General features: G+C 40.1%; 14 protein-coding genes. 11 read left to right on the forward strand and 3 right to left on the reverse strand.

Features of this window, described 5'->3' with window-relative positions:
• The first annotated feature begins 142 nt into the window (after nt 1-142).
• The 8 genes from dnaA (at nt 143) to ATS72_RS11520 (ending at nt 10920) form a co-directional block, all read left to right on the forward strand.
• Nucleotides 143-1531: a chromosomal replication initiator protein DnaA gene (gene dnaA, locus ATS72_RS11485; RefSeq protein ID WP_006793979.1), complete on the forward strand. Its 1389-nt coding sequence runs from the start codon at nt 143-145 to the stop codon at nt 1529-1531.
• A 13-nt stretch (nt 1532-1544) separates the two neighbouring features.
• Entirely contained in the window at nt 1545-2648 is a 1104-nt protein-coding gene (dnaN, locus tag ATS72_RS11490) for a DNA polymerase III subunit beta (protein ID WP_006793980.1), read from the forward strand.
• A gap of 15 nt (nt 2649-2663) precedes the next feature.
• On the forward strand, nt 2664-3758 hold the full coding sequence (gene recF / locus ATS72_RS11495; RefSeq protein ID WP_008130777.1) for a DNA replication/repair protein RecF: 1095 nt from the start codon (nt 2664-2666) through the stop codon (nt 3756-3758).
• Between the two features lie 12 nt (nt 3759-3770).
• Nucleotides 3771-6197: a DNA topoisomerase (ATP-hydrolyzing) subunit B gene (gyrB, locus tag ATS72_RS11500; RefSeq protein ID WP_058430324.1), complete on the forward strand. Its 2427-nt coding sequence runs from the start codon at nt 3771-3773 to the stop codon at nt 6195-6197.
• Nucleotides 6198-6338: 141 nt separating this feature from the next.
• The gene (gene glyQ, locus ATS72_RS11505) at nt 6339-7241 is read left to right on the forward strand and encodes a glycine--tRNA ligase subunit alpha (RefSeq protein WP_008130780.1); all 903 of its coding nucleotides are present in this window, start codon (nt 6339-6341) and stop codon (nt 7239-7241) included.
• Between the two features lie 2 nt (nt 7242-7243).
• Nucleotides 7244-9313 carry a glycine--tRNA ligase subunit beta gene (gene glyS / locus ATS72_RS11510; RefSeq protein WP_058430325.1) on the forward strand — a complete coding sequence of 690 codons (2070 nt, stop codon included), beginning with the start codon at nt 7244-7246 and terminating at the stop codon, nt 9311-9313.
• 103 nt (nt 9314-9416) lie between these two features.
• Nucleotides 9417-9866, forward strand: a complete 450-nt coding sequence (locus ATS72_RS11515; protein ID WP_058430326.1) for a hypothetical protein — start codon at nt 9417-9419, stop codon at nt 9864-9866.
• Between the two features lie 106 nt (nt 9867-9972).
• Nucleotides 9973-10920 (forward strand): hypothetical protein, encoded by a 948-nt coding sequence (locus ATS72_RS11520; protein WP_058430327.1) that lies wholly within the window; start codon nt 9973-9975, stop codon nt 10918-10920.
• Here ATS72_RS11520 and tusA read toward each other — a convergent pair.
• The 3 genes from tusA to fadB form a co-directional block, all read right to left on the reverse strand.
• Nucleotides 10917-11156 carry a sulfurtransferase TusA gene (tusA, locus tag ATS72_RS11525; RefSeq protein WP_006793987.1) on the reverse strand — a complete coding sequence of 80 codons (240 nt, stop codon included), beginning with the start codon at nt 11154-11156 and terminating at the stop codon, nt 10917-10919. The two genes, ATS72_RS11520 and tusA, sit on opposite strands and share 4 nt — an antisense overlap.
• 290 nt (nt 11157-11446) lie before the next feature.
• Nucleotides 11447-12616, reverse strand: coding sequence for an acetyl-CoA C-acyltransferase FadA (gene fadA / locus ATS72_RS11530; protein WP_008130791.1), 1170 nt, complete (start codon nt 12614-12616; stop codon nt 11447-11449).
• Between the two features lie 4 nt (nt 12617-12620).
• A complete protein-coding gene (fadB, locus tag ATS72_RS11535; RefSeq protein ID WP_008130792.1) occupies nt 12621-14780 on the reverse strand; it encodes a fatty acid oxidation complex subunit alpha FadB in 2160 nt (719 codons plus the stop codon).
• A 192-nt stretch (nt 14781-14972) separates the two neighbouring features.
• Here fadB and ATS72_RS11540 point away from each other — a divergent pair, with 192 nt between their 5' ends.
• The 3 genes from ATS72_RS11540 (at nt 14973) to ATS72_RS11550 (ending at nt 18970) form a co-directional block, all read left to right on the forward strand.
• Complete coding sequence (locus ATS72_RS11540; RefSeq protein WP_058430328.1) at nt 14973-16859, forward strand: transglycosylase SLT domain-containing protein; 1887 nt, start codon at nt 14973-14975, stop codon at nt 16857-16859.
• 116 nt (nt 16860-16975) lie between these two features.
• A complete protein-coding gene (gene pepQ / locus ATS72_RS11545) occupies nt 16976-18298 on the forward strand; it encodes a Xaa-Pro dipeptidase (protein WP_058430329.1) in 1323 nt (440 codons plus the stop codon).
• Between the two features lie 57 nt (nt 18299-18355).
• On the forward strand, nt 18356-18970 hold the full coding sequence (locus ATS72_RS11550; RefSeq protein ID WP_058430330.1) for a YigZ family protein: 615 nt from the start codon (nt 18356-18358) through the stop codon (nt 18968-18970).
• The last annotated feature ends 24 nt before the right edge of the window (nt 18971-18994 follow it).

Consider the following 18994-nt stretch of genomic DNA (forward strand, 5'->3'; position numbering starts at 1 on the left):
ATCAGCCTTTTACTTGTGGATAAAGTGCCTTCATAATACTTGGTCTTGGGCCGCTTATTTGGCTATTTAAACGCAATAAATGCATGGTTTTTAACCATTTTTGATGTGCGGGAATAAAAATTATATCTCTGGGAGTTTAACTGTGTATCTGTCGGTTTGGCAAAGTTGTTTATATGTATTGCAAGATGAATTGCCTTCGCAGCAGTTCAGTATGTGGGTAAGACCACTTCAAGCAGAAAGTACCGAAGATACTCTGACTATTTATGCACCTAATCGCTTTGTGCTTGATTGGGTGAGAGAAAAATACCTTAACCGCATTAACGAACTACTCGTGGAGATTTGTGGTGACGAAGCACCGGAACTTCGTTTTGATGTAGGTAGCAAACCACTTTTAAATACACAGGTTGCACCTGCTACAGAAGCACAGCCTGCACCTAGTATTCAAGCATCAGCAAAGCAACAGCCGCGTGAGCAAAAACCGGTTGTTGAACCCGCACCTAAATCGGGATATAAATCAAACATTAAAGAAAACTACACCTTTGATAGTTTTGTTGAGGGTAAATCTAACCAATTAGCAAAAGCGGCTGCAACTCAAGTTGCCGATAACCCTGGCTCTGCATTTAACCCTGTATTTATATACGGTGGTACGGGCTTAGGTAAAACGCACTTACTCCATGCTGTAGGTAATGGCATTATGGCAAATAAGCCTGATGCTAAAATTGTGTATATGCATTCAGAGCGTTTTGTACAAGATATGGTTAAAGCACTACAAAATAATGCAATAGAAGAATTTAAACGTTATTACCGTAGTGTTGATGCATTAATGATTGATGACATTCAATTTTTTGCCAATAAAGAACGTTCTCAAGAAGAGTTTTTTCATACTTTTAATGCGTTGCTTGAAGGTAATCAACAAATTATTTTAACTTCTGACCGTTACCCTAAAGAAATTGAAGGGGTAGAAGACAGGCTTAAGTCTCGTTTTGGTTGGGGATTAACAATTGCTATTGAGCCACCAGAGCTTGAAACACGTGTCGCTATTTTGATGAAAAAGGCGCAGCAGAGTAAAATAAATTTACCTCATGAAGTGGCTTTTTTCATTGCAAAAAAATTACGTTCAAATGTACGTGAACTTGAAGGCGCACTTAACCGTGTAATTGCAAATGCAAACTTCACTGGACGTCCTATTTCTATCGACTTTGTAAAAGAAGCACTGCGTGACTTATTGGCGCTGCAAGATAAGCTCGTCACAATTGATAATATACAGCGTACAGTGGCTGAATATTATCGAATTCGTGTCTCGGATTTACTTTCTAAACGCCGAAGCCGCTCAATAGCAAGGCCACGTCAGGTTGCTATGGCGCTGTCTAAAGAATTAACCAATCACAGTTTACCTGAGATTGGAGACGCGTTTGGTGGTCGTGACCATACAACGGTTTTACATGCGTGTCGTAAAATAAAATCGTTACGTGATGAAAGTCACGAAATTAAAGAAGATTATCAAAATTTAATAAGAACATTGTCATCTTAGGGCTGACTTTTTTATGCAAATAACAATATCAAGACAACAATTTTTAAAGCCATTGGTTCAAGTATCGGGCGCAATTGAGCGTAAGCATACGTTACCAATTTTATCTAACGTTTTGTTAGTAGTAGAAAACGGACAGCTTTCGATGACAGGGACTGACCTTGAAATCGAATTAGTGTCTGGTGTTTTTGTTGGTGATGATATTGCCGATACAAAATTAACTTTACCTGCTAAAAAGTTACTCGATATTTGTAAAAGTCTACCTGAAGGTTCAGACATTACGTTAAGCTTACAAGACCACCAGTTGTTATTAACGAGTGGTAAAAGTCGTTTTTCACTTACAACGTTATCAGCGGCTGACTTCCCCAATTTAGAAGAATGGGATGGTGAAGTTGAATTTCAACTAACGCGTTTAGAGCTTCGTAAATTACTTGAAAGCACGCACTTTTCAATGGCAAACCAAGATGTACGTTATTACTTAAACGGTATGTCGTTTGAAGTTGATAATAGCGATATTAAAACGGTGGCTACCGACGGACACCGCTTGGCGATTGCACAGAAAAAGCTTACTCAATCACTTAATACTCAACGCCAATTAATTATTCCACGTAAAGGTGTGCAAGAAATCATGCGCCTTATGGTTGCCGACGATGAGCTAGTTACTATTCAATTCGGTGCTAACCACATTCGCATTATTGACATTGAGTTTACGTTTACCAGTAAACTAGTTGATGGTCGTTTTCCTGATTACCGTCGTGTACTTCCACGAGGCGGTGATAAAACAATTATTGCCAACCGTGAATGGTTACGAAATGCTTTTCAGCGTGTATCTATTTTATCAAATGAGAAGTTTCGTGGTGTACGCTTAAACTTATCAAATGGTTTATTAAAAATTACTGCCAATAACCCAGAGCAAGAACAAGCTGAAGAGGTTGTTGAAGTAAATTATCAAGGTGATGAGTTAGAAATTGGTTTTAATGTTTCATATGTTTTGGATGTATTAAACACATTAAAAACTGAAGATGTACAGTTTACGTTAGCAGACTCAAACAGCAGTGCACTAATAGAAGGCGCTGGTGATGATGAAGCAATGTATGTTGTTATGCCTATGCGTTTATAAGATCACAAACATATAATGAGCTTAAGTCATTTGAGCCTCAAATATTTTCGTAATATTGAGGCGCTGACGCTAGAACCTGTTAATGGCGTAAACATTATATATGGTGAAAATGGCAGCGGAAAAACCAGCCTTTTAGAAGCTATTTATTACCTTTCTCACGGCAAGTCTTTTAGAACACCAAAGCACAAAAGCATTATTGCACACCAGCAAGAGCAATTTGTAATTCATGGCCGAAAGACGGTGCATGATTTATCAATTCCTATTGGTATTAGCAAAACGCGTTTAGGTGAAACAAATTTAAAGATTCAGGGAAAAGCGAGCCGAAAAATATCTGAGCTTGCACAGCTTATGCCTGTTCAAATTATTACGCCTGAGAGCTATTCCTTATTTTTTGGTGGGCCAAAAGAGCGTAGAAAGTTTTTAGACTTAGGTTTGTTCCACGTGGAACATGAGTTTTTTTACTTGTGGCAATCGTTTAATAAAGTATTAAAACAGCGTAATGCTTTACTAAAATCTAAGCCTAAGAATTATTTTGACCAAATTAAGTTTTGGGACAAAGAATTTGTTAGACTGGCTGAAGAAATAAATAAATTAAGATTGGCGTATATAAGTAGGTTTAAGCAGCAATTTTTTGATAAAATGTGCTCAGAATTAACGCTTATACGCGATTTAGAAATGACGTTTAATGCAGGCTGGAAAGAGAATGAATCTCTTGCAGATGCGTTAGAGCAAAACTTTGAGCGAGATGCTCGCCAAGGATTTACAAGTAAAGGCCCACATAAGGCCGACTTTAGTTTCAGTGTCGCTGGCAACAGTGTAGAGAATACGTTCTCACGCGGGCAGTTAAAGTTATTATTGTATGCGTTAAAAGTAACGCAAAATAGCTTAATTGAGTCAGAGACCGATAAGCAATCTATATTGCTAATAGATGATTTACCCTCAGAGTTAGGCGAAGATACAAAAGAGAAAGTTGGACAACTATTGTCTCACTGCAGTTCTCAAATATTTATCTCTTCAATTTTATCTGAGAGTATTTCTGCTGTGGTGGAACCCATGCAACGAGAACTAAAAATGTTCCACGTGAAACATGGCAACCTAATAACAAGATAAGTGGGATTAACCATGTCTGAGAATTATGACTCGTCGAGTATTAAAGTACTTAAAGGATTAGACGCAGTAAGAAAGCGTCCTGGGATGTATATAGGGGACACCGATGATGGCACAGGCTTACACCACATGGTGTTTGAGGTCGTTGATAACTCAATAGACGAAGCCCTTGCTGGTCATTGTGATGATATTTTTGTAACGATTCACTTAGATGGCTCTGTATCGGTTAGAGATAATGGCCGTGGTATCCCAGTGTCTATCCATGAAGAAGAAGGCGTTTCGGCTGCCGAAGTAATCATGACGGTACTTCACGCTGGTGGTAAGTTTGATGATAACTCTTATAAAGTATCAGGCGGCTTGCATGGTGTGGGTGTTTCGGTTGTAAACGCACTTTCAGAAAAATTAAAACTAACCGTGCGTCGAGAAGGTAAACTTCATGAGCAGTTTTATACTATGGGTGTGCCAGATGCACCACTTGCTGTTATTGGAGATTCTGAAACAACGGGTACAGAACTACGTTTTTGGCCAAGTGCAGAAACATTCACTAATTTAGATTTTCATTACGATATTTTAGCAAAACGCCTACGTGAACTGTCGTTCCTTAACTCGGGCGTTAGTATCATTTTAAATGATGAGCGTGAAGAAAATAAAAGCGACCACTTTAAATACGAAGGTGGTATTCAGGCATTTGTTGAATACATTAACCGTAACAAAACACCTATTCATAAAGGCGTTTTCCACTTTACACATGAGCGTGTAGAAGACGGAATTAGCGTTGAAGTATCAATGCAATGGAATGACGCATACCAAGAAAACATTTACTGTTTTACAAATAACATTCCACAACGTGATGGTGGTACTCACTTAGCCGGTTTTAGATCTGCGCTAACACGTACACTTAATAACTTTATGGAAAAAGAAGGCTTTAACAAGAAAGCAAAAACAACCAGTAACGCAACCGGTGACGATGCGCGTGAAGGTTTGACAGCTGTAATTAGTGTTAAAGTTCCTGATCCTAAGTTCTCTTCGCAAACAAAAGACAAGCTAGTATCTAGCGAAGTTAAGTCTGCCGTAGAACAAGCAATGGCTGAGAAGTTCACTGAGTTTTTATTAGAAAACCCAGTAGATGCAAAAATTGTTGTTGGGAAAATTATAGATGCATCACGTGCGCGTGAAGCGGCACGTAAAGCGCGTGAAATGACACGTCGTAAAGGCGCAATGGATCTTGCAGGTTTACCGGGTAAATTAGCCGATTGTCAGGAAAAAGATCCTGCACAATCAGAACTTTACATAGTGGAAGGGGACTCTGCTGGCGGTTCAGCCAAGCAGGGTCGTAACCGTAAGAATCAGGCGATTCTTCCGCTTAAAGGTAAAATTCTAAACGTAGAAAAAGCACGTTTTGATAAAATGCTGTCTTCTCAAGAAGTTGCAACACTAATTACTGCATTAGGTTGTGGTATTGGCCGTGACGAATATAACCCTGAAAAACTACGTTATCACCGTATTATCATCATGACCGATGCGGACGTGGATGGTTCTCATATTCGTACTTTATTGCTTACATTCTTCTATCGTCAAATGCCGGAAATTGTAGAGCGCGGATATATATATATTGCTCAACCACCACTTTATAAAGTGAAAAAAGGTAAGCAAGAGCGCTATATTAAAGATGACCCAGCACTTGTTGAGTACTTAACATCGCTTGCACTTAATAATGCAGCTTTATACACAAGCGCAGACGCATCTGCGCTTGAAGGTGAAGCATTAGAGAATATAGTTCACGATTACCAAAATACAGTTAAAGTAATCGAGCGCTTAAAACGTAAATACCCTAACACGGTAATGGAACGTTTAATCTACCAAAGCGAATTAACAAAAGAAGACCTTGCAGACGAAGCTAAAGTAATTGCGTGGACAAAAGAGCTTGTTGACGATTTAGTTGACCGTGACGAAGATGCAACTATTTTCAACGCTGCAACTCAGTATGATGCAGAGCGTAACTTGTATTATCCTGTTGTGAATATTCGTCAACACGGTGTAGATAAGTCTCACGTACTAAGCTACGACTTCATCACATCGCGTGACTACCAACGTATTGCTGTGACTGGTGTTAACATTGCAAACATCATTACAGAAGGTGCTTATATTCAACGCGGTGAGAAAACAAAACCTGTTGATAACTTTGTGGATGCTTTGGAATGGTTGATCACTGAATCTAAGCGCGGGATCTATATCCAACGCTACAAAGGGTTGGGTGAGATGAACCCAGATCAACTTTGGGAAACTACCATGGATCCAGGCGCACGCCGTATGTTACAAGTAACAATTGAAGATGCTGTAGGCGCGGATCAGTTATTTGCTACGCTTATGGGCGATCAGGTAGAGCCACGTCGTGACTTTATTGAAACTAACGCACTACGCGTAGTTAACTTAGACGTGTAAAAACATATTTAGATAATAAAAAGGAGCCTAAGGGCTCCTTTTTTATTTTCTACAAATACACAAACTGCTTAAAACCTGAGTGTACACACGGTATACTAAGGATAATTTTCACGCTACTTCTTAGATAGTAAAAAGCCAAATATGCAAAAATACGACGTAAAAACCTTCCAAGGTTTGATCCTGGCTTTACAGGATTATTGGGCACAGCAAGGCTGTGTCATTATTCAACCACTTGATATGGAAGTGGGCGCTGGGACATTTCACCCGCAAACATTTTTGAAATCAATTGGCCCTGAGCCAATGTCTAGCGCATACGTACAACCGTGTCGCCGTCCTACGGATGGCCGCTATGGTGAAAACCCAAACCGCTTACAACATTACTACCAATTTCAGGTAGTCTTAAAGCCATCACCAGATAACATTCAAGAGCTTTACTTAGGCTCACTAGAAGCAATGGGTATTGATACCCTAACTCACGAAGTACGCTTTGTAGAAGATAACTGGGAATCACCAACGCTTGGCGCATGGGGCTTAGGGTGGGAAATTTGGTTAAACGGTATGGAGGTAACGCAATTTACCTACTTCCAACAAGTAGGCGGATTAGAGTGCTCACCAGTAACAGGTGAAATTACTTACGGCCTAGAGCGTTTAGCGATGTATATTCAAGGCGTAGATAGCATTTACGACCTAGTATGGGCAGACGGTCCACTAGGGCGTGTAACATACGGCGATGTATTTCATCAAAATGAAGTAGAGCAATCTACTTACAACTTTGAACATGCAAACGTAGAAGACTTGTTTGCGCAGTTTGATAAGTGTGAAGCTGAGAGCCAAAAGTTAATAGAAGCAAATTTACCACTTCCTGCCTACGAGCAAGTGATGAAAGCATCGCATGCATTTAACCTATTAGACGCGCGCCATGCTATATCGGTAACAGAACGTCAGCGTTATATTTTACGTGTTCGTGCGTTATCAAAAGCGTGTGCACAAAGTTATTACGATGCACGCGAAGCGCTTGGTTTCCCGCTGTGTAAGGATAAGTAAGCATGACAGCACAAAATTTATTAGTAGAAATTGGCACTGAAGAGTTGCCACCAAAGTCGTTGCGTAAACTTGCCGAGGCATTTGCTGCAAATTTAACTCAAGAGTTAGAATCGCTAGAATTAGCACATCAAGGCGTAAGCTGGTATGCATCGCCTCGTCGTTTAGGTTTACAAGTAAAAGCACTTGAAGCTAAACAACAGGACAAAGAAGTTGAAAAGCGCGGCCCAGCAACTAAAGCAGCATTTGATAGTGAAGGTAACCCTACAAAAGCAGCAATGGGTTGGGCTCGCGGTTGTGGTATTGATGTAAGTGAAGCACAAACACTTGAAACGGATAAAGGCGCATGGTTATTGCACATTGCTAAAGTAGCAGGGCAAGAAACTAAAACGCTAATGGCAGATGCTATCGCAAAAGCGTTAAGTAAATTACCAATACCAAAGCCAATGCGCTGGGGTGCGAATAAAACACAATTTATTCGCCCAGTTCATACCGTCACTATTTTATTTGGTAGCGAATTGCTAGAAGGTGAGATCCTTGGTAAGCAAGTAAGTAACCAACTTCAAGGTCACCGTTTTCATCACCCAGAAAAAATTAGCATTAACCATGCTGATGAGGTTTTTGATGTACTTAAATCTGCTTACGTTATTGCAGATTACGAACAACGTAAAGCGCAAATACGTGCACAAATAGAAGAAGCTGCAAGCGCAGTTAACGCTGTTGTTGCAATGGATGAAGATTTACTAGAAGAAGTAACATCACTAGTAGAGTGGCCAGTTACTTTAACGGCAACATTTGAAGAAGCATTTTTAGATGTACCAGCCGAAGCGCTAATTTACACCATGAAGGACGATCAAAAATACTTCCCGTTATTAGATCAAAACAGCAAGCTTTTAAATAAGTTTTTGTTCGTATCTAACATCGAGAGTAAAGACCCAAGCGTAGTAATTTCAGGTAACGAAAAAGTTGTACGCCCACGTTTGGCTGATGCACAGTTCTTCTTTGAGACCGACAAAAAGAAAACATTAGAAAGCCGTTTAGAATCGCTTGATACCGTTTTATTCCAAAAGCAGTTAGGTACGCTTAAAGACAAGTCTGAGCGTATTAGCGAACTTGCAGGGTATATTGCTGAGCAATTAGGCGCAGATAAAGACTTAGCAAAACGTGCAGGCCTATTAAGTAAAACAGACTTAATGACCGAAATGGTAATGGAATTTACCGATGTACAAGGTGTCATGGGAATGCATTACGCTCGCTTTGACGGTGAAGCAGAAGATGTAGCGCTTGCACAAAACGAGCAATACATGCCACGCTTTGCAGGCGACAACTTACCTACAAACCTAATTAGCTGTGCAGTAGCCATTGCAGATAAGTTTGATACGCTGGTGGGTATTTTTGGTATAGGCCAAGCACCAAAAGGCGATAAAGACCCATTTGCACTTCGTCGTGCTGCTATTGGTGCATTGCGTATTATGGTAGAAAAAGAGTTACCTCTTGATATTTTAGACCTAGTAGCAAAAGCACAAACACTGTTTGGCGATAAGCTAACTAACCTGAATGTATCAACCGACGTATTTGAATTTATGCTTGGACGTTTCCGTGCATGGTATCAAGACGAAGGTATTGAAGTAGATGTTATTCAAGCTGTGCTAGCACGTCGTCCAACTAAACCAGTTGATTTTGACCGTCGTGTTAAAGCCGTAAGCCACTTCCGTACTTTAGACGCAGCAGAAGCCCTTGCAGCCGCAAATAAACGCGTAAGTAACATTCTTGCTAAAAACGACATCACAAGCCAAGGTAATGTTGATGAGAGCTTATTAAGCGACGACGCTGAAAAAGTATTGGCATCACAAGTGGCAAAATTTGCAACTGAGCTTGCACCACTTTATGCCGATGGAAACTACCAAGAAGCGCTTAGCCAATTGGCAGGCATTCGTGAAAGTGTTGATAACTTTTTTGACAACGTAATGGTTATGGCCGACGATGAAGCTGTTAAGCAAAATCGCCTTGCGCTATTAAGCCAGTTAAGTGGTTTATTTTTGGATATTGCAGATATTTCTGTTTTACAAAAATAACAACCATTAGCAATTTAAAAAGCCAGCATAACGCTGGCTTTTTAGTTTTAATACCTACCTAACTTAATTAAGCTAATAGGTATAATGAATAGGATGAAAATTGATGATTTCAATAAAAAAAATAATACCACTCGCTATTGCTGGGTTACTCAGTGCATGTTCAAGCCAAATATCAATTAACGATGTATTGCCACAAAAAGAACTCGACCGCACCATGTACCTGCGAGGCGATTTTACTTTATGGGACGCAGAGCCACAGTATCAATTTAACTTAGTGGGCCCAGCATTGTATCAAGCACAGGTAAAATTTAGCACACCAGGTAAAGTGTACGAATTCAAAATTGCCGATGCCGATTTTAGTGAAGGCTTTAACTGTGGTTACAGCGACTCATACCCACAAGGTCAAAGTTTAACACTTGGGCAAGCTGCAACGGCAGACTGTAATACTATTTATAATTACTTTAGTTACACACCTGCGATAAAAGGAACATACATAGTAAGCATTGATTTTAGTGACTATGATGAGCCAAAAGTGACAATAACAAAGAAGTAAGAGCTGCAAGCTATAAGCTGTCAGCTTTTAGTTGCTCGAGTAAACTTATAGATTTGTGACAAGGACGTTAATATGAAATTGAACCGTTGGAATAAGGGGTAGCGCATTGAATAATTATATAGAGTATTGCTACCTAGAAAATGATAAGCCCAGGTTTGAACGAAGTAAGTTAACTGAATTAGACTCAAATGAGTGCTTAAAAAAATATAGAGTATTCTCAAGAAAACTTGAGATAGAAAATTTATTTGATGTTTTGATAGAGGAAGTTAAAACATTCAAATCATTGCTTACTATAGCTCAGCTCTCACAAGAGTTTTCACGTTTCTCTGAGGTACATGCTTATATAGAAAATCAAAAAAGCCGTACTAAATTAAATATATCCTATTTAAGTATTTTGAATACTGGAAAATTAGTTTTAGATCGACTGTATATTAAACGTGATAAGTTTTCGATAATTAATGATATTGATCAATCTTTGTTACCTGAACTATTAATAGAAAGAGAGAAGGTCTTTAAAGATAATCAATATTATGTTCTATGCTGCAACTTGAGAAATTTATGCCAACATAAAATGTTACCCGTAAATAGGTTAACTTTAAAATATCCATCTAAAAGTAAACATGGAAACGGTGTAACAACAAAATTTCAGATTCCACTCGTATTATCGGCAATGGAAGAGAAAGAAAAGATAAAGTTGTTAAAGGGGTTAAACTCTGCATTTAAAGATGAGCTGTTAAGGTTTGATCTAGTTGACCTCAACAAAGCGATAGATGGTTATTTTGAGGGGATTTTTGATTTAATGATTAAACTACGTACTTTGGTGAATAAATCAGTAAATGAGGCTGAAGATTATTTTAGTAAGTTACTTGATCAAAATATAGACTTAAACATGAATCGACTCTTGGGGCCACCAGCATTAGTAGTTAACAATAAAAAGAAATTTCACTTGGATTTTGAGTGGTTCCGAGTGGCTCATTATTTAGAAGAAAAAAATAATTCTCACTTCAAAAGCAATAATTTAATAAGAACACAGTATTTGAGCGATGAGCCTTAAAGCCCTTTCTTCACCACATACCTATACGGTGCTTCATCGGCATCTTTAGCCACCAGCGTGTGATCCATAAATACACAAAAACTTGGAATATCACGGGTGGTTGAGGGGTCATCAGCAGTTATAAGCAGGGTTTCACCGTCGTTCATTTTACGAATAGCAGCACGTACCATCATTACTGGCTCGGGGCAGCGAAGGCCAATGGCATCTAATTGGTGATCGGGATTATCAAAATTCATAGTACGTATGCCTGTAAATAGTTTTCAAATCTGTGACTTTACGAGTAGTCAGATTTTTTGTTGCGCCAAAGTTTAGCGTAATTTTAAGTATAAATTAACTATTTTACTTAGATCTGGATCAGTTTTAATTTAAGTGTATTTATATCAACGCCAAATTATAAACCCGATCACAACAACACAAATCTAAATTGCCTTAGTATAGCGCCTTAAAATTTGGCAAATAAAAAAGGCGAACTAACTTTCGTCAGTGCGCCTTTTTACTCACCAAGATGGTTTACGTGTTAAGAGTATTAGTCTTGAACACGCTCAAATACAGTTGCGATACCTTGGCCTAAACCAATACACATTGTCGCTAAACCGTACTTAGCATTTTTGTCTTCCATTAAGTGAATTAGCGATGTGCTAATACGCGAACCAGAACAACCCAGAGGGTGACCCAGTGCGATAGCGCCGCCATTCAAGTTAACTTTTTCGTCAACCACATCAGCTAAACCTAAGTCTTTAAGTACTGGTAGTGATTGCGCAGCAAAGGCTTCATTAAGCTCAGCTACGTCGATGTCATCAATAGTGATACCAGCTTGGGCAAGTGCTTTTTTACTTGCTGGTACTGGGCCGTAACCCATGATTGATGGATCGCAACCGGCAACCGCCATTGCTTTAATGCGCGCACGAATTGGTAAACCTAGCTCTTTTGCTTTTTCTTCGCTCATTACTAACATGGCTGATGCGCCGTCAGAAAGTGCTGAAGACGTACCCGCTGTAACAGAACCCGAAGCTGGGTTAAATACTGGGCGAAGCTGAGATAAACCTTCAACCGTTGTTTCAGGACGAATTACTTCGTCATCTTCAACTAAAATTAAAGAACCATCTGCTGCGTGACCTTCCATTGCTAAAATTTCGCGGCGGAAACGGCCTTCAACTGTTGCAGCATGTGCACGTTGATGTGAGCGATAAGCAAATTCATCTTGCTGCTGACGGCTGATACCGTGAATAGTAGCAAGGTATTCTGCTGTTAAACCCATAGAGCCAGATGCTTGTGCAATTGAAGTTGCTAAGCCTGGGTGAAAGTCGTTACCGTGAGTCATAGGAACGTGGCCCATGTGCTCAACACCACCAATTAGGTAAGTGTCGCCAGCGCCCGTCATAATGGCGCGTGCTGCGTCATGCAATGCTTGCATTGACGAACCACATAAGCGGTTAACTGTGGTTGCTGGTACTGAGTGTGGAATACCCGCAAGTAGTGATGCGTTACGTGCAACGTTAAAGCCTTGCTCTAATGTTTGCTGTACACAACCCCAATAAATGTCGTCGATTGATGCTGGATCAACCGCTGGGTTGCGTTCTAGTAAGCCCTTCATTAAATGAGCGCTTAAGTCTTCCGCACGCTTGTTTTTAAATACGCCGCCTTTTGAGCGACCCATTGGTGTGCGGATACAATCTACAATTACTGGATTATTCATGATATTAACCTTCCACCTTATAGAAAACACGGCCTTCTTCAGCCCATTTGCGAGTTTGCTCTGATACTTGGTAAATCGCACCTAGGTGAGCGTATTTGTCTGCTGCTGCAACAAAGTTAGCTAAACCAGTTTGATCTAAGTAACGGAACGCGCCGCCTCTAAATGGAGGGAAACCAACGCCGTAAACAAGTGCCATGTCAGCTTCTTGTGGAGAAGCAACAATGCCTTCTTGTAAACAAAGAAGTACTTCGTTGATCATTGGAATCATACAACGGTCAATGATTTCTTGCTTATCGAATTCTTTCGGTGCATCAGTAATTGGCGCTAGTAGCTCAACGGCTGTTGCATCGCTTGATTTTTTAAGACGACCACGACGGTCTGTTTCGTACTTGTAAAAACCTGCTTTGTTCTTTTGACCAAAACGTTTTTCGTTAGCAAAAACAGTTACCGGATCTTTTTCTGCACGTGCCATACGCTCAGGGAAACCGTCAGCCATTACGCCAGTACAATGATAAGCCGTATCAATACCTACAACATCAAGTAGGTAAGCCGGACCCATAGGCCAGCCAAATACGTTTTCCATTACTTTATCTACTTTTGCAAAGTTAGCGCCTTCAACAACTAATTTGCTAAAGCCTGCAAAGTAAGGGAATAAAACACGGTTTACAAAAAAGCCTGGGCAATCGTTTACAACAATAGGAGACTTGCCAAGTTTAAGGGCGTAATCAACGACTGCGTTAATTGTTTTGTCTGACGTTTTTGCACCACGGATAATTTCTACTAATGGCATTTTTGGCACTGGGTTGAAAAAGTGCATACCACAGAAATTTTCTGGTTTATCAAGTGCTTCAGCAAGTAGGTCAATACAGATAGTCGACGTATTTGATGTAAGTACAGTGCCTTCTGGCATGTTCTTTTCAAGGTCTGCTAATACTGCTTGCTTAACTTTAGGGTTTTCTACAACGGCTTCAACAATAATGTTAGCGTCTTGTAGGTCTGCATCGTTAAGTGTTGGCTTAATTTTGCTTAGTGTTGCCAACATTTTTTCCATTGGCATGTGGCCACGCTTAACTTTTGCACCTAATAATTTAGACGCTTCACCCATACCTAAATCAAGCGCATCTTGTTGGATGTCTTTCATTATGATTGGTGTGCCTTTATAAGCAGACTGATATGCAATACCGCCGCCCATAATACCCGCGCCTAATACTGCAGCTTGTTTAATTTCTACATCGCTGTGCTTAGCAAGTTTGCGTGCTTTACCTTTGATGAATTGGTCATTTAAGAAAATGCCCGTTTGCGCTGCAGCTTCGTTGGTACGCGCAAGTTTTGCAAAGTTAGCATTTTCGATTGCCATTGCTTCATCGCGAGTACAGTTTGCCGCTGCTTTAATAGTACGCACTGCCATAACCGGAGCAGGATAGTGGCCTTTGGTTTTACCCATTACCATACCTTCTGCCATAGCAAAGCTCATACCTTGCTCAACACGGTTTAATTTAAGTGGCTGTAGTTTTGCGTTGCGTTTTGCTTGCCAATCTAGCTTGCCTGCAATCGCTAATTCAAGTGTTGCTACACTTGACTCTAAAAGTTTGTCAGCACTAACTACCGCGTCAAACGCACCTACTTTAAGGGCGTCAGCTGCGCGGTTTTCAGCGCCAGAGGTGATCCACATCATGGCGTTATCTGCGCCAATGATACGTGGTAAGCGCACTGTGCCACCAAAACCAGGCATTATGCCAAGTTTAACTTCTGGTAGGCCCATTTTAGCGCTTTCGCTTGCAACACGATAATCGGTAGCAAGTGCCCACTCACATCCGCCGCCAAGTGCTAAGCCGTTTACAACGCTTAGAGTTGGGAATGGAAGATCTTCAATTGCATCAAAAACGTCAGTTGCGTTTTTGATCCACACGACTAAATCTTCTTCAGGTTTAGTAAATGTAGGTAAAAATTCGAAGATGTCGGCGCCAATAATAAAGTGGTCTTTATCACTGGTAAAAACCATGCCTTTGATATCAGAATTAGCAGCTAATTCTTTTAATGCTGCTGCACAATCTGAAAGAGTTTTTTGAGATAATGTGTTTACAGAACCTGCAACACAAAACTTAAACTCGGCGATGTTTTCCTTTAGGAAGCTAACTTCAAAGGAATCGCTTTTATATAACATTTTATTCTCCCTAGTTGACGAACTAAGACTGGTACGATGAGTTTGCATTTCAATCAGTGTGCTTGCTTTGAGTAAAAAATGCAACGAAAAATTTAACTCGGTTACAAACGACTGGTTAAAATATAGCTGGTTTGGTGCTAAGGTGGTGAAAAAGCTTTTATTCACTACTTTAATTTTTTATTAAAGGACATTATGAAAAAACAATTATTTAGTTTTGCGGCAGCTGCTTTTATTTTTCCTCTTTATTCTGCCGAGGCTAGCATCGATAACGACGCATTTTTAGATGCTGAAAAAAAAGTACGCAACGCAAGTTACCGCGAGTTTAAAAACGTAGTTAATAACCTAAACCACCCACTTAAACCGTATGTAGAAAAAACATACTGGCAACGAAACCCGAGCATAAAATATCAAGCAGAAATAGAAGATTACTTAAATATATATCAGCATACGCCACTTGAGTGGCCTGTTCGTAAAGTATGGCTGGAGTATCTTGAAAAAAATAATAGAAAAGCGGCGTATATTCGTAATTACCGCGACACCAGCAACGCTGAATACACCTGTACATATTTGGGGTATCAATTAGATTTAGGCGCCCCAGAAAAAGCCATTTTAAATCAGGTGACGGATTTATGGACGGTGGGAAAGTCACAACCTAAGGAGTGCGATTCGTTATTCTCGTACTGGCGCAAAAAAGGCTATATGAATACCGATACTGTATGGCAACGAATTACACTTGCCGCGCAAGGCGGAACGCAAAGCCTACTACCTTATTTAAAAACACTTTTACCAAAAAATGAGCGTTACCTTGCTGACTTATATTTAAAAGTTCGCCGCGACCCAAGCGCTGCGGCGGGATTATATCGCTATAAAAATAAATCGCCTAAAGAGGGTGAAATTGCACTTTATGGTGTTAAGCGTCTAATTTGGCGCGACAAAGAACTAGCGCTGCGCGCATGGGAAAAAATAGAGCGTATGTTTAACTACAGCGATAAAGAAAAGGCAGATTTATACTACACCTTTGCTTTATCACTTGCTTCTAGCGGACATAAGCAAGCCAGTTTTTGGTTAAACAAAGTGCCAAAAGAGCGCCAAGACAACAAATTAATGCAATGGCAGCTTGGTAACATGCTTAAAACCCAAGATTGGGCAGGTATTGCTGCGTTTTTTACAGGCAAAGAAAATCTTAGTTTAGGCCAGCAATATTGGCTTGCGTATAGTTATGCAGAACGCGGTGACGATCAAACAGCTAAAAAAATGTGGCAAAGTATTGCGACTAACCGAGACTACTACGGTTTTTTAGCCGCTGCGCGTCTAGGCTTGCCGGTTGATCTAAATAATCAACCAAAAGTGGTTAGTGAGCAATTAATTGCAAAGGTGAGTAATGCCCCTGGTTTTAAACGTTCAAAAGCATTATATGAGTTAGAGCGTGTTACTTCAGCTAGACGTGAATGGAATTACTTAACAAACACCTCAAATGAAGAAGAAAAGCTTGCAGCCTCTGTTTTATCTACCAATTTGGGGTGGCACGACAGCACGATATTCACACTCGCAAAAATAAAAGCCTGGGATAATGTTGAACAACGTTTTCCATTTGCTTTTCAAGACATATTTGAGCGCTACAGCAAGCGTAATAAAATAGATGTAGCTTGGAGTATTGCTATTGCAAGGCGTGAAAGCTCATTTGCTCCTGACGCGCGATCAAGTGCTAATGCACGAGGTTTAATGCAATTGCTGCCAAGTACCGCTAAGTATGTAAATAAAGGCAGTGTGTCTAATAGTCGATTATATCAACCTAAAACAAATATTAGGCTAGGTACCAGTTATTTACGTTACTTGAAAAAGAAAAATCATGGTAACGAGATACTTGCTACAGCATCTTATAACGCAGGCTACCATCGTATAAAACGTTGGGTGCCTGATGATGCAATGCCAGCAGAGTTATGGATAGAGCTTATTCCGTATAGAGAAACACGCGATTATGTCAAAAATGTATTTGCTTACAGGCAGGTATATCATACTCGTATGGGCCGAGAGGGTAATTTACTGGCTCCCATACTGGAAATGAAAATAGGCGGTTAGTAAACATAAGTTTAAATAAGGGGGATTGTGCTCACAGTGGGCCATTCCCCTTTTTTGAGCGTAATAGCTATAAGTGGTAGACTCAAAGCAAGTTAAATTTAACAGATGGATTAACAATGGATAAATTAGCCGTTTTATACGCCGAACATATTGCAACACTGCAGCAGCGTACTCGTACAATTTGCGAAAGCGAAGGGTTAGAAGGATTAGTTATTCACTCTGGCCAAGCAAAGCGCCAATTTTTAGACGACATGTATTACCCGTTTAAAGTTAATCCTCACTTTAAAGCTTGGTTACCTGTTATTGATAATCCACATTGCTGGATTGTTGTTAATGGTAGCGACAAACCGAAGCTTATTTTTTATCGTCCTGTTGATTTTTGGCATAAAGTACCTGACGAACCACGTGATTTTTGGGCTGAATATTTTGATATAGAGCTATTGTTACAACCCGATCAGGTTGAAAAGCTACTTCCTTATGACAAAGCAAAGTACGCTTACATGGGCGAATACATAGAAGTAGCTCAAGCACTTGGCTTTAGCATAATGAACCCAGAGCCCGTGCTTAACTATTTACACTTTAATAGAGCATACAAAACGCAGTATGAGCTTGAGTGTTTACGTAATGCTAACCGCATAGCGGTTGATGGCCATAAAGCTGCTCGCGACACTTTTTTTAATGGTGGCAGTGAGTTTGATATTCAACAAGCGTACCTTATGGCTACACGCCAAAGCGAAAACGAAATGCCGTATGGTAATATAGTGGCGCTTAACGAAAACTGCGCTATTTTGCATTACACTCATTTTGAGCCAAACGCGCCGCAAACACATAACTCATTTTTAATTGATGCTGGCGCAAACTTTAACGGCTACGCCGCAGATATAACGCGTACTTATGACTTCAAAAAGCAGGGTGAATTTGCTGAGCTAGTTAATACAATGACGGCTACGCAAATCGAATTAGGTAAAGGATTAAAGCCAGGTATGCTTTACGGCGACTTACATGTTGAGTGCCATAACCGCATAGCGCAAATTCTTAGCGACTTTAATATAGTTAACTTACCGGCTGCAGATATTATAGAGCGTAAAATTACCTCTACTTTCTTTCCGCATGGTTTAGGGCATCACCTTGGTTTACAAGTACACGACGTGGGCGGCTTTATGAGTGACGATAAAGGTACTCATCAAGCATCTCCAGAAGGACACCCATTTTTACGTTGTACACGTATGATAGAGAAAAATCAGGTGTTTACTATTGAACCTGGTTTGTACTTTATTGATTCGTTGTTAGGTGATTTAGCGCAAACCGACAACAAGCAATATATCAACTGGGATAAGGTTGAAGCGTTTAAACCTTATGGCGGTATTCGTATTGAAGATAACATTATTGTGCACGATGATAGTTTAGAAAATATGACGCGCGACTTACACTTAGATTAAGTGATAAGTTAGCAAGAGAAGGGGCCTAATGGCCCCATTTTTTTGGTTAAGTAAAATATGTCAGAATATAAATACCCAGCCGACGCTGTGTTTCACCAAGAAGAAATTAAAAAAAGCACGTTTATTGTGCATATTGCACATACTCCCGATTTAGCCGCAGCTAAAGCTTTTATTAAAAGTATTGAAGATAAATACAGCGATGCTCGGCATAATTGTTGGGCCCATGTGGCAGGTAACCCCGGTGGTAGCCACGTGTATGGTTTTTCAGATGATGGTGAGCCAAATGGTACAGCCGGCAAACCAATGTTAAATGTGCTGGTGGGATCGGGACTTGGTGAAGTTACTGCCGTGGTGACCCGGTATTTTGGAGGGATTAAACTTGGAACTGGCGGGTTAGTACGAGCCTATGGTGGATCGTTAAATAATGCATTAGCCAAATTAGACACCGTACTTAAAGTTCCAAGTGTTGAGCTACTTGGCAGCAGTGAGTACAGCATGCAAGGCGCAATTGAGCAGCTACTTAAAACGCACTACCAAGTGCTCAACATTGAAAAGCAATTTACTGCTAATATTGATTGGGTGATCACTATTGATAGCCGCCAAGCACATCAAGCAATTAAAGATATTTTCGATTTAAGCCACGGCGCAGTTGAGTTAACTATTAAAGAGTAATAACCTACACACGTTGCATACAAT

The organism is Pseudoalteromonas sp. 13-15 (assembly GCF_001468205.2).
In the GTDB taxonomy this organism is placed as follows: domain Bacteria; phylum Pseudomonadota; class Gammaproteobacteria; order Enterobacterales; family Alteromonadaceae; genus Pseudoalteromonas; species Pseudoalteromonas marina.

What these genes read in the sequence shown, in the direction of transcription:
- dnaN (WP_006793980.1), top strand. Translation starts at nt 1,545, where the DNA reads ATGCAAATAACAATATCAAGACAACAATTTTTAAAGCCATTGGTTCAA.
- recF (WP_008130777.1), top strand. Translation starts at nt 2,664, where the DNA reads ATGAGCTTAAGTCATTTGAGCCTCAAATATTTTCGTAATATTGAGGCG.
- gyrB (WP_058430324.1), top strand. Translation starts at nt 3,771, where the DNA reads ATGTCTGAGAATTATGACTCGTCGAGTATTAAAGTACTTAAAGGATTA.
- glyQ (WP_008130780.1), top strand. Translation starts at nt 6,339, where the DNA reads ATGCAAAAATACGACGTAAAAACCTTCCAAGGTTTGATCCTGGCTTTA.
- glyS (WP_058430325.1), top strand. Translation starts at nt 7,244, where the DNA reads ATGACAGCACAAAATTTATTAGTAGAAATTGGCACTGAAGAGTTGCCA.
- ATS72_RS11515 (WP_058430326.1), top strand. Translation starts at nt 9,417, where the DNA reads ATGATTTCAATAAAAAAAATAATACCACTCGCTATTGCTGGGTTACTC.
- tusA (WP_006793987.1), bottom strand. Translation starts at nt 11,156, where the DNA reads ATGAATTTTGATAATCCCGATCACCAATTAGATGCCATTGGCCTTCGC.
- fadA (WP_008130791.1), bottom strand. Translation starts at nt 12,616, where the DNA reads ATGAATAATCCAGTAATTGTAGATTGTATCCGCACACCAATGGGTCGC.
- fadB (WP_008130792.1), bottom strand. Translation starts at nt 14,780, where the DNA reads ATGTTATATAAAAGCGATTCCTTTGAAGTTAGCTTCCTAAAGGAAAAC.
- ATS72_RS11540 (WP_058430328.1), top strand. Translation starts at nt 14,973, where the DNA reads ATGAAAAAACAATTATTTAGTTTTGCGGCAGCTGCTTTTATTTTTCCT.
- pepQ (WP_058430329.1), top strand. Translation starts at nt 16,976, where the DNA reads ATGGATAAATTAGCCGTTTTATACGCCGAACATATTGCAACACTGCAG.
- ATS72_RS11550 (WP_058430330.1), top strand. Translation starts at nt 18,356, where the DNA reads ATGTCAGAATATAAATACCCAGCCGACGCTGTGTTTCACCAAGAAGAA.